The following is a 17,868-nucleotide window of genomic DNA, read 5'->3' as shown; positions in this document are numbered from 1 at the left end:
TACACCGCCAACGGCACCTCCGCTTCCGCCGAAACTTTTGCAGCGCTCGCTGCCGGCCCGGGCGGGAGCAAGCTCACGCTGAACAATGCAGGAGCAGCCAATGGCACCCTGACCTTCGCTTCGCTTACCGTGCCAAGCACAGGCGGTCATTTGCTCTTTGAGAGTGCACAGACCTTCAATGCCACCACGAACCGCATTATCTTCACCACCACGCCAGTGGCGGCGACGATGCCTGCTACTTTTGTGAGTTCGACTCCGGTCAATACCGCGACGGCTGCGGGTGATGGAATCATTTTGCGCGCAATCGTAAGGGACGCCACCGGCACGAACTTCGCCACCTACACCGGCTCCGGTGCCGCGGGCAACCTCAAGGCTTACTCGACCTACACCACCATTGATGGTACCGGCACTGGCACGGACCTGGGATACACCAACATCAACGGCGGCACTGCCTATGGCATGAATGCCCAGGATGCAGCCACTGTGACGGGAGGGCGCAATGTCATCAACATTACTGGTGACACCGTGGCGCTTAGCAACCCCGGCCTGAACCTCCGCACGACCAATGCTCTGAAGATCTCTGGAACAGGTACCGACGTCACCTTCGCGACCTCCGGTGGTACGCAGCTTGCCATCAACACAGGCATGATCCTTGCCACTGGGGCTGGTCAGACCATCGGCAACTCGACTCTTGCAGGCCTCGGTTCCGCCCCGGCCATCTTCTTGGGCACTGCCCCGCAGCCTGCCGCCACCAGTATTGCCGCCATCGTCTTCACCAGCGTCGCGGGCGCGATCTCAGTGGACACCGGTGCCGACCTCACGGTCAATGCCGCGTTCTACAACACCCAGGATGTTACCAAGAGCCTTGCAGGCACCCTCACCTTTAACACCAAGCAGTTCTTCAACGCAGGCAACAACTTCTTTACCGTGGCTGGTGGCACGACCGTCCTCAACGGCGGTGAGAACACCCTCTGGCAGGGGGCGCAGGGGGGCACGGCGGGGCAGAACCTTGCGGTTGGTCCTGGTGCGACACTCAATCTTGGCGCGAATGCGCAGATGGTCGGTGAAATCAGTTCGCCGAACCGCCTGGCCTTTGCAGGCTCTGGCGGCACCATTACCGGCACGGGAACTCTCATTTCTGCGCACTCCTCCGGCACGACAGGCGGTTGGGGCGGCAGTATCCAGGGCAGTTTGTTCTTCAACAAGGCGGGTTCCGGCTCCAACCCGAACAATGTTTTCTACTCGGACAATAGTTACACTGGCGGCACGCTCATCAACGGCGGCACGCTCACCTTGATTGATGAAGGCCGCCTGTCCGGAAACGGTGCCATCGCCATCAGCTACGCCACGCTCGCGCTCAGCGATGCCGGCACCATGGCGCAAGCTGATCGTGTCAACGACACCTCGGCCATCACGATCCGCGGCGGCATCATCAACTTGACCGGGCGTGACCTGACCAATACGACAGAAACACTTGGCAACGTCTTCTTTGCAGAAGGCAACAGCAACATCACCGTGACCGCCGGGCTCAACGGCCCGGTGCGCTCCGCCGTCCTGTCTTTGGGCACAGTGACCCAGGGCAACGGTGCCGTGTTGAATCTTAACACCCTTGGTGGACAGATGGGCAGTGCATCCCGTCTGATCGTCGCCAACGGTTCCAGCCTGATGACGAACGGCATCATCCCATGGATGGTGTTTGGTGGTGCTGACTTCGTCAGCTACGTCACACCGGTCGGAACAGAATCCGGTGGCCTGGCGGCCATCACCGCCGTGGGTTACCGCGGATATGACGGCACGGTTCTTCCGACCACAAGCAACGCCACAGGAAACTACAAGGTGGGGACCGTCGGCGCACTCGCGCTGCCAACGGGCGGGCTCAATCTCAATGCCCTCAATTTAAATCCAGCAACCGCTCAGTCACTGAACTTCGCCGCCGCCACAGACGTGCTCAACTTGACTGCAGGGGCGTTCATCAAGACGGGTGTAGGTGTCGCCACCATCGGCGGGACTTTGGACAGCGGTCGTTTCACAGCGGGCGGAGCGGTGGACTCTGCAGCGATTGATCTCAACATCATGATCACAGCCGGGGCAACCCAACAGGTGATCATGAACTCCCGCATCGTGGACAACAGCACCGAGGCGCTGCGTCTGGTCTTTACGGGCTACAACGGCGGCACGCTTCAGATCAACAACGGCCTCAACAGCTACAGCGGCGGCACGATCGTCAACGGTGGGCCATCCCAGCCGAGCGGCGGCACCCTCGATCTCAATGTCACCGGTGCGGACGGCACTACGGGCAACTCGGCTATTCCGCTGGCGACCACAGTCGCTGACTCCCTGATCATTAACGGGGGCGGTGTGCGCTTGCTGCAGGCCAATCAGATCAACTTCGGCATTACTCCGGTTCTCAGAGGAAATGCAGCCACCCTCAATCTCAATGCGTTCAGCCAGACGCTGGCTGGTCTCAAGTTCGACAATGACGGCGGCACTACCGCACCGTCTCTGAACATGGGTGGTGCAGCCACTCTGACCCTCACGGGCAACGTGACGGCCACCTCATCCAATGTGGGAACGGTCTCCGCGATTACCAGCACGGTGGCTGGAGGTATTCTCGACCTCAATGGCAGCACACGCACTTTCAATGTGGCTCCTGTGACAGTGAATGGCAATACGACCGTCGCCAACGTGACACCGAGCCTGGTGATCGGCAACACCGGGACACCCGCCAACTTGGTGGTGAGCAGTTCCAGCAACAACGCAACCACGGGCATTGCCAAAACCGGCAATGGCCTTTTGCAAATTCTTGGCGCGAACACCTTCGGCGGCGGTGTGAATGTGCAGGCGGGCGGCCTCGCTGTCGGTGGCAGCACCAACGTGACCACGCGTGATGGCGCAACGGGCATCGTCTCCGCCTTCGCCAGTGGCCCGATCGGCACCGGCGCTCTCACCACCGGTGCGGCGGGCACCTACCTGACCTCCACGGGCGCAAATACTTTGAGCAACGCCCTGGTGCTCAGCGGCACGCAGATCACGCTCAAGGGAACCAACAACCTGACCATCCAGGGTAACAACACGACGACCACATTGCTGGGCAATACCACGATCACAGTGGATGCGCCCCAGGCGGTGCTGGCCCTGAACATGCTTCTGGATGACGGCGGCAATACCTACGGCATCACCAAGGAAGGTCTCGGCACGCTGCTTCTGGGAAGTAACAACACCTTCACGGGTGGTGTCACGGTCAACGCGGGCACGCTCACTCTCGCCGGCCTCAACGACAATAACACGGCCCCTGTCTTCGCCGGCACCGTTGCCACCATCGGCAACGGAGGTCTGCTCTCCCTTCAAAACAACGGCACGGCCAACAATGGTGTCATCTCTTACGCCAACAACATTGTGATCAACGGTTCGCTTGCCACTGCGAGCATCAACGTCGGCAACAATGGTGCCAACACGGGCAACACCATCGCCATCAACGACCTGCAACTCAATGGCGGCCAGATCCTCAACGTCTCGAGCGCCAACGGCTACACTCTGCGCCTGGTGAACGTCAGCGGCGACACGGCGGGTGGTGCCGCCCCCTTGATCAACGTCGCCTCGGGTTCCACAGTGGTCGTCTTCGGCTGGTCCGGAGACAAGCCTGTCAATGTCGGCCAGGGCAACCTGCTCTTTACCGACCAAGTTCAGATCGGCACCACGACGACGCTGGGTTCTGGCGCTCCGATCGTCCTCAACGGCGCTTATCCTATTCAGATCAACAGTGCCGTGCTCACGGGTGCGAACATGACCAGCTTCGGCTACAGCAGCGGCGGCCTCAACGGCTCCTTTGCCCAGCTTGCTGCGGCACCAACCGCGACGGTCTCCCAGGCATTCTCCGGAGTGGGCTTCTCGGGTTCGAACGTGTTCATCAACCAGCTCGCTGACGGCATCATCGCCAATCGTCCGACCGCTACTGCTGGCTCCTTCACCAATGGCGCCGCCGCCTTCTCCGGCTTTGTGAACATTGCAACAGGGGGGAACTACACCTTCCGCTCTGGTTCCGACGACGGTCTCGCCCTTTACATCGATGGCGTCGCTGTCGCCAGCGACGGCACCTTCGGCCACGGCCTCAGCGACCTTGCCAACGTCACCGTGAACCTCACCAGCGGCTATCACTCGATTGTTTACAAGGTCACGAATGCTGGCAGCGGCGGCGGCTTCCGCCTGTTCTACTCCGGTGCCGACACCGGGAACACCTTCCAGTCCATTGGCTCCAGCAATCTCTTCGGCACCCTCGCAGCTCCCACTGTTGCGAATGGCTACAATGGCGCTGCCATCATCAACAATGCCTACTACCTGGCCGCCGGCACCACGGCCACGCTCGACTCCTTCGGTTCACAGTTTGGTGCGGTGGTCGCTCCCCAGTCTGCCAACCAAATCGACGCAACGGGTAATCAAGGCGCAGGCACCTTCTCCCTGGTGCTGGGCAGCAACTCCATCCTGAACGTCACCAATGGTCCCTCCGGCAGCTTCGGCACCGGCTGGTTCGGCGCGGACGGCCTGATCTCCATCGGCACGGGCGCGATCATTGCCACCGCGAATGCTGGCACCAATGCCAGCGCTGGCACGTTGAACCTCATCGGCACCATCACCCAAAGCGGTACGGGTCTGGTCACCGGCACGGGGACCAGCGGCGCGCTTCTCAAGGCCGGCCAGGGCACCCTCATCCTCGGTGGTGACAACGCCACTGCCGGCACCTTCACCGGAGATCTTGCCATCCAGGACGGCACCGTGATGCTCAATAACGCAGGGGCGCTGCCTTCAGGCCTCGTTACGGTGTCTGGAACTACCCTGACCGCCCAGGCTGCCGCCACGACTGTCAGTGGTTCTGCCGTAATCACGGGCATCTCTTCCACCGCGAGCATGCAGCAGGGCATGGCGGTCACTGGCACCGGGATCCCGAACGGCGCCTACATTGTCAGCGTGGACAGTGCCACGCAGATCACCATTTCGCAGGGTGCTACGGCATCAGGAACCATCGCCAACTTGGTGGGTGCCACCAACGGCATGCTGGATGTGAATGGTTTTAGCATCAGCAAGGCGCTGACCATCAACGGCACTGGCACCGCTCCCCTCGCTGCCAACTACAAGGGTGCCATCTGGAACAGCAGCGCCACGGCGGCAACGCTGTCCGGTGCCATCACGCTCGGCAGCGCCGCCTCGATCGGCGGTTACGGAGATTTGACCTTCAGCAACGACATCACGGGTGCCTTTGCCCTGACCAAGACCGGCACCAATACCCTGACGCTCTCGGGCTCTGGCAACAGCTTCACCACTCTGGCTGTCAATCTAGGCACCTTGAAATTGGGGAGCGCCAGTGCCTTGAGCGACACGACGAACGGTACGACGATCTCCAGCGGCGCATTGCTTGATCTCAATGGCCTGACCATCGGTGCTGAGCCGGTCACCATCGCTGGTGCTGGCTTCGGCGGCGGCGGCTCCATCACAGGCGTCGGCACCGTCAGTTCTCTGGCTGCGTTGATCAACTCATCCTCGACTGCGGCCAGCCTTGCCGGCGCGGTGACGATGTCAGCCGCCACCAGCATTGGCGGCAGCCGCATGAATGCACTGAGCGGTGTGACTGCCGGCGACATCACTCTGAGTGGTGTGGTCAGCGGGGCTTTCACCCTCACGAAGGTCGGCACCAACAACCTCACTTTGACCGCAGCCAATACCTACGGCACGGCGACGACGGGAACTACCGTGATCAACCAGGGCAGCATCACGCTTAGCGGCGCTGGAACCCTCGGCATCTTCGGCACCACCGCCACCACCCTCAACAACGCGACCTACACCGGCATCGTCCCGGATGTGAAGCTCTCACTCGACAACACGGGCACTGCCAGCAGCGTCCGCCTCGGCACTCGTGCGGTCACCTTGAACGGTGGTCTGCTTGAAATTCTGGGCAACAGCAGCACTGCGGTGAATGAGGCGCTGGCAACCGACGCGCAGCTTACGATCAACGTCGGGTACAACCTCATCTCGCTGGATAATACCGGAGCGAACCTCCGCATCACGACCGCTGGCGCCGGCACGCTCTCCCGCGCCAACGGCGCAACCTTGTTCATTCGTGGTGACGCTCTTGGCCAGGGCACGGGTGCCACCAACACCAACATCATCCTCGCCACTACGACGGCGCCGACCAACTTCCAGACGATCATTGGACAGACCGCCACCAGCGGCACCAACACCCGCATCCTCCCATGGGCGATCGCCGACACCTCGTTCACGAGCAATGGTACCACGGCTACGACACAGTTCGTGACTTACGATGCCACGAATGGCATCCGCCCGTTGAATGCTGCCACCGAAATGGCCACGGCCTTCACGGCTAATGCCAACATGCGTGTCACTGGGGCTTTGAACTCCGGCGCTGTAGCCACGGGTGTCTCCTCCAACAGCGTCAACTCCATCACCTTCGAGAGCTCCGGTCCGTTCACGGTGAACGCTTTCCGCAACCTGCAGGTCGAGTCCGGCGGCATCCTGGCCAAGACCAGTGCGTCCATCACCGGCGCAGGCACACTGACCACCACCACGGCCTCCACCGCCTGGACCATTCACACCATGGGCAGCGGCACGACGCTGACGCTGGATGTGGCGCTCGGCGGACGTGTGGCACCGACGACAGGCGGATTCTTCAAGAGCGGCGACGGCAGGGTTCTGCTCAACTCGACCGCCGGTAACAACTACACCGGTGCCACCATCATCAACCTCGGCACGGTCGAAATCGCCGCCGGTGCTCCGGACAACGCCATCTTCTACCGCTTTGCCACGGCACCGCTCATCAATGCGAACACCACCACCGCCAACAACGATGCTCTCGTCCTGACAGCTGGCTTGCTCGAGTTGAACGGCAACGATCAGATTGTCGGCGACCTTCTCAGCCGCGACGCCACACCGGGCAGCGGCGGCATCATCAACAACGCGGGCTCGCTTGCGACGTTCATCACAAACGTGAACACGGCTCGTGACTGGACCGGCCAGATCAATGGCAGTCTGAATTTCATCAAGACCGGCGGCGCGCAGCTCAACCTGCGCGACAACAACCAGTTTACCGGCAACGCCACCTTCATGGGCAGCATCACCGCGCTTGTGGATCAGGGCCGTCTGTCCGGCATGACTGCTGGTGACACCATCAGCATTCGCAACAGCCTCCTGCGCTGGGATGACTCCGGCATCCAGGCCATGAGCAACCGCATCAGCAACGCCGTGGCGATCAACCTCGATGGCGGTGCCTTCGAGTACATCAGCCGCAGCGGCACCGTCGGGTCGGTCATCTTGGGCAATCTCTCCGTCACGGGCGGCAATGCCGTCATCCGTGCCAACGTCGGCAACGGTGGTCTTGGCCAGGCCACCCTGAATCTTGGCGGCACCTTCAGCCGTTCCACTGGATCCACCCTCACCTTCACTGCGGGTGGCGGTGTGCTGGGCAGCAATCCGTTCGTCACTGCCACCGCAGCAGCCCTGACCACCAATACCAACAACATCATCGGCGGCTGGGCCACCGTGGTCACCACTGACGGTACCACCGCTGCTGCAAACGCCGAGTTTGCCAAATACGACCCTGCCACTGGCATCCGCCAGCTGAACGGCATCGAACAAACGACCACGCTGGCAGCGGCCACGGGCACCAGCAATGTCCGCTTTAACGGCACTCAAAGTGTGATTACCGGAGGCCAGATCATCAACTCCCTCACCCTGAATGGTGCGGCTTCCACGGTGAACTTCGCTGCTGCCACCGACACCCTCACCCTCGCCTCCGGGGGCCTCCTCTCCGGCACTGACAATAACGCACGCACGATCGGCTCTACGACGGTTCGTGGCCGCCTGACCACCAGCGGCTCAGAGCTCTTCCTCCACAGCGGCGCCAATATCCTGACCATCAACTCCGACATCGGCGCCAACGGCACCGGTACTTTTGATCTGGTGATGGACGCCATGGCCCAGGTTGCGAACAACCCGACCATCAACCTCACCAACGCCAACACCTACACCGGCACCGCCTATAGCAATGGCGTTATCCTTCTCCTGAATAATCAGACCGGTTCTGGCAATGCCATCACCGGCAACTTGGTGGTCACAGGCGGCACTCAGAGCGGCGGTGACACCGCAGGCGTTGGCAATTCCACCACACGCAATCTCGCCAGCCAGCAGATCGCTGACACCGCTACGGTCACAGTTCGTGGCGGCGCAGCCTGGGATCTCAATGGCTTCAACGAAACGGTTTCCAAGCTCGCCTTCCAGTCGCAGGGTGGATTCCTGGCGGCGGCGAGCGGCCCTGGCAGCACCTTTGTCATCAGTGGCATCGGCACGCTGACGCTGGGCAACAGTGCGGACACCATCAGCGCCAGCGCATTGGATGATGTGCGCATCGTGCCCATGATCAGCGGACGTCTCGCGCTGCCCTCGACGGCAACCATCACCGTGGCCCAGGTGGCTGGCGGACTGACTGCAGTCCAAGGCACCGCCGGTCAGTCGAATGAGCAGAGTGGTCTCGCCATCAACTCGAACATCCTTACCAGCGGCACGATCAACAAGGAAGGTCCGGGCGTCCTTCAGCTGGGAGGCTTCAGCAGCCAGACACTCACGGTCAATGTCAATGCCGGAACTCTGGTGCTCGGACCAAACACGGGCACGGCAGCCTCCAACTATGCCGCCACTGCGGTCAATCTTGCCAATGCAGGCACCATTCTCGACATGCGTGGCAACAGCAACATCGTGGTTGGCACCATCAGCGGCGTCGCAGGCACCGTCATCAAGAACTTCAACGTCAGCACTGGCGCTACCTTGGTGACGGGTGACAGCACCTCCGGCACCTTCGCGGGCACTTTCCTCAGCGACTACACTTCCGGCCTGCTCTCGGTCACGAAGGTTGGTTCGGGAGACTGGACGCTCACTGGCGACAGCTCAGGCTCTTTGCTGGGCACGCTGACCATCCTCGGTGATGCCGTTACCCTGGACCAGGCCACCGGCAAGGTGGGTTTTGTGACGACCAACCTCGGCAAGGGAGGTGTTCTTACCTTGAACGGCACCGGAGCCATCAGTGACCGCCTCGGTGGCACCACCTCCATCCAGGCCACGGCTGCCGATCGTGTTTTCAACAACCGTGGTGGTATCCTGAACTATCAGGGCAGCAGCAGCTCCGCCGTGGTCGAAACTCTGAACACGGTCACCAACCTCGCTGGCCAGACCCAGTGGAATCTGACTCAGAATGCCAGCTTCCAGACGCGAATCAACCTGGGCACGCTCTCCGCACAAAGTGCTACAAACAACGGCAGCTTGGTGCTCAATGCTGGTGCGACCGGCACCTTGGGCGGTGGTGCGCCGGGCGCGAACCGGGTGAACGTCATTGCGACCACGCCGACACTGGTCGGGACCAATCCTGCAGTCGGTGGTTCGAAGACAAACGGCATCCGCCCTGATGTCATCGGCATCGACATTAGCAACACGGTGGGTGCCTTTGTCACGCATGATGCCAATGGCTTCCGTCTGCTGACTTCATCTGAATATCAGACCCTCCCCACCGGGGTGGGAGTCGGTGCTGTTCTCACGGGAGCGTCCACCAATGCTGGCGCTGCTCAGACGACAGCCACTTACACCTTCACGGATACGACCGGTTTGGTTCTTGGCCAAACCATTGCCGCCGCTGTCAATGGCATCCCCGCCGGGGCCGCAATCAGCGCCATCTCGGGCAACAGCGTGACTCTTTCTTTTGCTTCCTCCACCATCACCGCTGGCACAGGTCGCTTTAACTTCATTGTGCCGGCTGCCGTCAATGCGCTCGCTACGGGTGTGACCAGCATCCAGCAGGCTGCGACGGTGCAAAGCCTTACACTCAACAATGGCGGGGGTGTTGGCTACTTCGGTGGCGGCAACCTGAGTTCCACGAACAGTCCTAGCGGACAGTTCTACGGTCTCAATGGTACCCTGAACACCCTGACCATCACCAGCGGTGGGGTCATCGCCAACAGTGGCAACACTGGCTTCAGCGGTGGCACCCTCACGGCGGCTGCCAATCCTTGGAACTTCCACGTCCTCGGTGCGGGCACCACGCTTACCATCGGCTCGACTCTGCTGGGCACGGGCGGCATCTCCAAGGATGACTCCGGCACGGCGGTCCTGACCAAGGCCAGCTACAATTCGGGACCGACCACCGTAAACAATGGCACATTGAGGCTCGGCGCCGGCCTTGCCGCGAATCCGTTGCTTGTGATCCCGACGGCAACCGCCGCGACCGTTGCCGACCTGAACGTCAACAGCGGCACGTTCGACCTCAATGGCAACACCCAGGCCGTCCGCAGGCTGACCAACACCACCGCCAACATCTACGCTGGTGGCGCTGGCACCGTCACCAACAGCAGCGGCACGACTGCCACGTTGCTGGCGGTTCAGGACAACACCGCCATCACCTTCGCGGGAGCCATCTCCGGCGGTAACATCAACTTCGAAAAACAGGGTTCCAACAGCCTCACTCTTGTGAGCGCCAGCAACCTTGGTTCCGGCAACTTCACCGTGCGCGGCGGCTCTGTGATTCTCCGTGACAGCGCCACCATGACCACCACTGGCACGATCAGCCTGCCATTTGGTCAGGTGACACTCGACAACAGCGGCCTCGGCATTGTCAGTTCCTCCCGCATCGGCGCGGGTGCCCTCAGCCTCACAGGCGGCACCCTCGCCTTCCTGGCTGGCGATATTTCAGACACCCAGACCCTCGGTGCGGTCACCATCAATGGTGGTGCCAACGTCATCAACAACACCCTCTTCGCCAGCGGCGCCACCTCCGGATCAAGCTCGGTGCTGACCCTCGCCAGCCTCACGCGTGGCAGTGCGGTTCAGTCCACCATCAACTTCACCAGTGCCGGCGGCAACCTGGGCGGTCCGGTGGGCACCATCGTCAATGCATCGAACACGGCCCTGCTCAACCAGGGGGCCAACCCGCAGATCGTCATCACCTCCGCGCCAACGCTCGTCAATGGCATCATCGGCGGCTGGGCGGTGATCAACGGTGCGGACTTCGCCAGCTACCGCTCGACGGTGGATCCGATTACCGGCGCTTTCGGGGTCGGCAACCTGAGCTTCAGCAACAACGGCCAGACGCCGTTTGGCAATTACTCCGGCAATGCCATCACGGCCGGTGTTGCAGCAGATAACATCACTACCGGTGGCAGCGTTTCGGACATCACCACTCGCACGATCAACTCCTGGGCGGTGCGCAATACTGCGGCGAACGCAACAGCGAGTATCTTGTTCCGTTCGATGGACCAGCTGCTGACCATCGGAACAGGCGGTATTCTTACCAACAACAATGGCCAGACGGTGAACATCCTGAATGGCCGCATCACCGCCGGCACGGCGGCAAACTCAACCATTTACGCATTTGCCAACAACGGCACCACGCAGCTCCTGAGCCGCCTGGAAAACAACGGCGGCGGCACGGTGAACTTCGTGAAGTCAGGTGGCGCGACGGTTGCCATCCGCGTTGAGCCGCGTCTCAGCTTTGCCAGTTCGACGACCGGCAGCCCCTTGGTCACCACGGCCGGCACCAACAGCACCGGTCAGACGGGTGTTGCCGGCGTTGTGGTCGGCATGGGCTTCAACGCGGCCGTCGTGGGCATTCCGGCTTCTTCCATCATCACCCAGGTCAACAGCGGCTCCACCCTTACCGTCAGCCAGAATGTGACGACCGGCACTGCGACTGCTGCAGATCAGACCTTCACCGCGCCGACGACCGAGGTGCTTGGCAACCTTTCGCTGACCAGCGGCTCGGCCACGGTCACCGTTCCGACCGGGACGGTGGTGTATCCTGGCATGGTGGTCTCCACGGCGGTCGGCAGCACCGGCACTCTGGCGGCAAATACCACTGTGATCAGCGTGTCGGGCACGACCGTCACCCTGTCCTCCAATGCGACCGGCACGGGCTCCGCGACTCTGCTCTTCGCTCCTATCGCGACTCAAAGCGGGATCGTCGTTTCCAATACCAGCGGCACCAATACGGTGGCGCTGACGAATGCCACCGGTCTCGTGGTGGGTCAGCTGGTCACAGGCACGGGCATCCCGGCCAACACCTACATCACCGCCCTCTCCGGAACCGGAGCCGGCGCCACGGTCACCCTTTCGGCGAATACCACGGCTGGCGTGACTTCGATGTCGGCCACCGCACCTGCCGAGCGTTCCATCATTACTGCCACCACCAGCGGCAGCAGCACGGTCAAAGTCCTGAGCAGCCTGGGCATGTTCGTTGGTCAGCCAGTCCAGGGCCCTGGCGTTCCGTCCGGTACGACAGTCGCGAGCATTGTGGATGGCACCACCATCACCCTTTCCGCGAACGCCTCCGCGACTGGCACCGCCAATGCTTACTATGGCCTGTCTCCCGCGATCGGCCGCACGGCGATCGCCTCTGTGACCAATGCCAGCAGCACCATCACCATGGCCACGGCGGCTGATGCGGCAGGCATTGTGGCGGGCATGTATGTGCAGGGTGCCGGCATCCCGCAAAACACAGTCGTTGGATCCGTCAGCGGCACCACGGTGACGCTTGTCAATGCGAGCACTGGCGCAGCGGTGACTGCCACTGCCACGGCTGCCTCGGACAACTTGATCTTCGGAGCGCCGATTGCCAACTACGTCCCAAGCACCACGTCCACCTTCACTCTCGCCGGAACCACGACGGTGAACGCGGGCAACACCACGGGCCTCGCAGTCGGCATGCCTGTCTTCGGCACCAACATTCCCAACGGTGCGACCATCGCCTCCATCACGAATGGCACGACCTTTGTGCTGTCTGCAGCGGCCACCGGCTCTGGCGCGACTTCGCTCACCTTCACCGCGCCGCTGCCTTACTTCTCCAACACCTACACGGGTGACACGGTGGTCAACCAAGGCACGCTCCAGATCAGCAACGCGGCTTCCCAGCTCGGTGGCATCCAGGTTCCTGGCAACCTGATCCTCAACAACGCCAATGCGACCCAGGTCACAAACAACGGCTCCATCGCCTCCACCAGCAACATCACCATCAACGGCGGTGGTGTCCTGACCCTGGTCAATCAGAACACCTTCCAGTCGCTCACCTTCAACAACAGTGGCGGCACTGCCACTCCGAACGTCACCGGTGGCACGATCGTGATCAACGGTGCGATTACCACGACCAACGACAACTATGGCTTCACGCCAACGATTTCCTCCATCCTGGAACTCAATGGCGTGACCAAGACCATCACGGTCAACGGCAGCTCGCCCATGGGCATGATCATGAGCGGTGTGGTGCAGAACGCCATGAGCACCACGGTGGCCGGCCTTGTGAAGGCAGGCACCAGTTCCCTGGTGCTCAGCGGCGCCAGCACCTTCGCGGGCGGTGTGCAGCTCAACACGGGCACACTCATCATCGGTGCCGCCAGCACGACGAGCACCGCGGGAGCCGGCATCACCAGCGGTCCGCTGGGCACAGGCACGCTCACCATTGCTGGTGGCACCACCCTCCAGTCGGACAACACTGCCCGCACCTTCTCGAACAACCTGGTGGTGAATGGCAACTTCACTTTTGGTGGAACGGCCAGCACGCACAACCTGACGCTGAACGGAGTGGTGAATTTGGGCGGCGCGGCGCGCACCATCACGGTGAACAGCCCGCAGGTGACCGCCACGATGGGTGGCATTGTGACCGGAACCGCGGGTGGTCTGGTGAAAGCAGGCGACGGTACCTTGACTTTGACACCGACGACGACGGGTGCGCTTAGCGCGACTGGTGCCGCCACGAATGCGACGGTCGCTGGCACAACCACGCTCACTTTGAACGCCACTGCCGCCGCAGGTGTTGTCGCTGGCATGGCTGTGCATGGAACGGGTATTGCTCCGGGAACGACGGTGGTGTCTGTGGCAGGCAGTGCAGTCACTCTTTCGCAGGCTGCCGTGGCCACCACGAACGCTGGCAACTTTGCTTTCGGCACGACCCAGACCTACGCATCCACTGCCGGGGCGGCAGGTTCCACCACCCTGACGGTGACCGCTGGGCAGGCCGCCACGCTGTCCGTTGGATCGACCGTGACGGGCACGGGTATTGCCGCCTCCACGACCATCACGAATATTGACACAGCCACGGGCATCATCACCCTGAACAACGCACTCACCGCCTCCGTGGTGAACCAGAACATCACCTTCGGTGGCGCGGCCGTTGCGAACAGCTTCAACAGCTATGTTGGCGCCACCACTGTCAGCGGTGGTCTTCTCAAGCTGGGCAATTTGGGTGCGCTCCCGACAGCCACGGCGCTTTCGGTGTTGTCCGGCGGTACGCTGGACCTCAATAGCAACAGCACCACGGTGGCCTCACTGGCTGGCGACAGCAACACCACCGGTGGTCTGATCACCAACTCGGCTACCACAGGAACGGTCACCCTCACCGTTGGAGACTCGAGCAGCACTGGCTTTGGTGGCGCGATCACTAACAACGTGGGATCCACCTTGAACTTGGTGAAGGTCGGCAGCGGCACATTGACCCTGGGCGGCCCGAACAGTTATAGCGGCTCCACCACGATCAATCGTGGCACGATCACCCTCGCGGCCAGCAATTCTCTGCCGGCTTCCACAGCGGTGACCATCAACAACACGACCGCCGGTGAAACCGGATTGCTTAATCTGGGTAATTTCACCAACAGCATTGCCTCGCTTACCCTGGGTGGCGCCGGTGCGACCAGCACGAGCACCAACAACGTTCAGACCGGCACCTCGGGCACTCTGACCTTGCTGGGCAACGTCACCTACGATGCCACGAACAATCCGAATGGCTCCACGATCCTGGGTTCTGGTTTTGTTTCTCTGGGCGGCACTGCCGTAGGAACCGGGCTTACTGGCCCGGTCAATCGCACCTTCGCCGTCGGCGATAGCTCAACCGCAACCGACGACCTGACTGTCAATGCCACGATTTCCAACGGCTCTGGCAGCACGGGCGACAGCATCACCAAGACCGGCGCGGGCAAGCTGGTGTTCACCGCAGCCAACACCTACTCGGGCACAACGACGATCAGCGCTGGAACGCTGCAGATCGGCAATGGCGGCACCACTGGGGATCTCGGCACCGGCACTGGAACGATTACCAACAACGGTGCCTTCGTGGTGAATCGCAGCAATGCGCTGACCATCAGCAGCGTCATCACCGGCACCGGCACTCTCCAGCAGGCTGGCGGTGTTTCCAGCGTGACCACTCTGACTGGAGCCAGCAGCTACACCGGCACGACGACCGTGACTTCGGGCACTCTTGAGCTCGGCGCTGGTGGTTCGCTGGCTGGCACCGCCGTTACCGTGGCCGATTCCGCCACCCTCCAGATCACTGGCAACCGGACCATCGGCACTACGGGTTCCGCCAGCCTCACCGTGAACAGCACCACCACCGGCGGCATCCTGAGCCTGCAGGACGGCACGATCAACACTCTGACGCTAAACAGCGCCACGGCGGGGGCCACCATCCTGACCTTGGGCGGGGCTTCTACGCCGACCTCCCTGCTCATGGACATCAATGCCACCGCAAGCACCCAGGACCTCATCGTGGTGAATCAGAAGCTGCTTCTGAATGCAGGTGGGTCGCTCGTGAGCCTGAACACCATCGCCGGAACCACACTGGCCAACGGTACGTATGACCTGATTACCTTCGCGGCCAATTCGGCGGCTGCGGGCGACTTCACCTTTGGTGCTGGAACCGGCGGCCTCGTCTTTGGTGCCGGCGGCAACTCGGTGCAGGTCGGTGGTGGCCACAGCTACCTTCTCGTGTGGGACACTGGCAGTGCCTCCACGGCGGCCAATTTCCTCGCTACCACGACCAAGTTGCAGTTGAGCGTCGTTTCCAATCCCTTTGCTCTGAATGCTTACTGGACGGGCGCCCAGGGTTCTGGCGGAACGGGTAGCTGGAGCACCATCAATGGGGCTGCCAACAACACCAACTGGTCCACGGATGCCGCCGGCACCGTCGACGCCAACCAGATTCCTGGTGGCGGCACGACCAATGTCTTCATGACTGCCAACACCGGTGCTTCGGCTAATTTCAACACCACGCTGGATGGCAGCTTCAGCATTGCCAGCCTGACCTTTACGGGCACCGGCACTGCAGCCGACACCACCAATGTGACCATTGCCAATGGTACCGGCACCAACACGCTGACGGTCGGCAGCGGTGGCATCACTGTCAATTCCACCTCCGCTTCCCACACCATTAGCGCCAACGTCGCTCTGGGTGCCACCCAAACCTGGACGAACAACTCGTCCGGCGGACTCCTGGTGAGTGGAAATGTCAGCGGTGCTTTTGGTCTGACCAAGAGTGGCACCGGCAATCTGACCTTGACCGGCACCAACAGCTACGGAACCACCACCATCAGCACGGGTGCCTTGCAGATCGGCAATGGCACCACCACTGGCACGCTCGGCAGCGGCGCTGTCATCAACAATGGCACTCAGCTGGTCATTTCCCGCAGCAACGCCTACAACATCACCAACAACATCAGCGGCACCGGTGACTTCGTCCAGTCTGGAGCTGGCACCACCACGCTGAGTGACACCACCAACAGTTATACCGGCCGCACAGTGGTCTCGAACGGCACGCTCGAAGCGACGAATCTCGCCGACGGTGGCGGCAACAGCAGCATTGGTGCTTCCACCAACGCTGCGGACAATCTGCAGATCCTCGGCGCTACGCTGAAATACACCGGCACCGGCGCGACGGACGGCACCACGGATCGTTCCTTCACCATCGGCACCGCCGGTGGCACGATTGACGCTTCCGGCGCCTCCGGCAGCGCGCTGAAGCTCACCAGCACCTCGGCACCAGTCCTCGCCGGCACCAACACCGCCCGCACGCTGACCCTGGCCGGAACGAATACCGACGGCAACACTCTGGCCGCACCGGTCGGTGACAACGGTTCCGGTGCCACCTCGCTCGCCAAGAGCGATACGGGCACCTGGATTCTCTCGGGCGCCAGCACCTACTCGGGCAGCACCACAGTGAGCGGCGGGCAGCTGCACTTCGCAGGCAGCCAGACGAACACCAGCTCCGTCACGGTGAGCAAGGCTTCAGGCACGCTCGGCACTTACAGCGGCGCGACCAACAGCTTCACAGGCACAAGTGCCGCAGTGCTCTCTGCAGACAATAATTCCACCCTCGGCAGTGCCACCAGCACGGTCACCCTCGGTGGCGCTGGAGCGGTCGGTGTTCTCGCACCGGGAGGCAGCCTCGGCGCAGACAACGGTTCGCTCACCATTGGTCATGACCTCGTCGTCAATGCCGGTTCCATGATTAAAATGGGCATCACGACACCCACGGTCGCGGCACCCACCACCTTTGTGTTCACCGGTGGTCAGTATTACCTCAGCACTGACACCGGATTGACGACCGGCTACAGCAATGTGCAGAACCTCATCACAGACAACGGCAATGGAACTCCGCCGGCTGGCAACACGGCCGTGGCGACGGAGATCAATGTCGCTCCTGCTTCAGGAAACCACGACTTCCTCACGGTGGCTGGAACGCTGACCTTGAACAGCGGCAGTGCGGTTCATGTGGTTGCCAATGGCACCCCTGCCTACGCAGTTGGCGAGGTCTTCAACCTGGTGGACTGGACAACCCTCGTGAACAATGGTTTCAACAACCCGGCTGGATTCACCACTGGCGGCGCCGTGGGAGACTTCTACCTGCCTGATCTCAGCCTTACGAATCCTGGCCTGGCCTGGGACACCAGCGCCTTCACCACCTACGGTGTGCTGGTCGTCGTGCCTGAAGCCTCCCGTGCGCTGCTTCTCCTGCTCGGCCTTCTCGGCCTCATGAGCCGCCGCCGCCGTCGGTTTGCTCGCTGA

The 17,868-nt window shown here is 61.8% G+C and carries 1 protein-coding gene (only partly in view); it reads left to right on the top strand.

The window, feature by feature from the left end:
• Nucleotides 1-17,868: the 3' portion of a beta strand repeat-containing protein gene (locus ACILSR_RS27805; RefSeq protein ID WP_395753085.1), read on the top strand. 14,817 nt of this gene lie to the left of the window's left edge; the window shows 17,868 of its 32,685 coding nt (coding positions 14,818-32,685); its start codon lies beyond the left edge, outside the window; its stop codon occupies nt 17,866-17,868.

The organism is Prosthecobacter sp. (assembly GCF_044222565.1).
Classification (GTDB): Bacteria; Verrucomicrobiota; Verrucomicrobiia; order Verrucomicrobiales; family Verrucomicrobiaceae; genus Prosthecobacter.
This window is presented reverse-complemented; position numbering and strand designations above follow the sequence as displayed.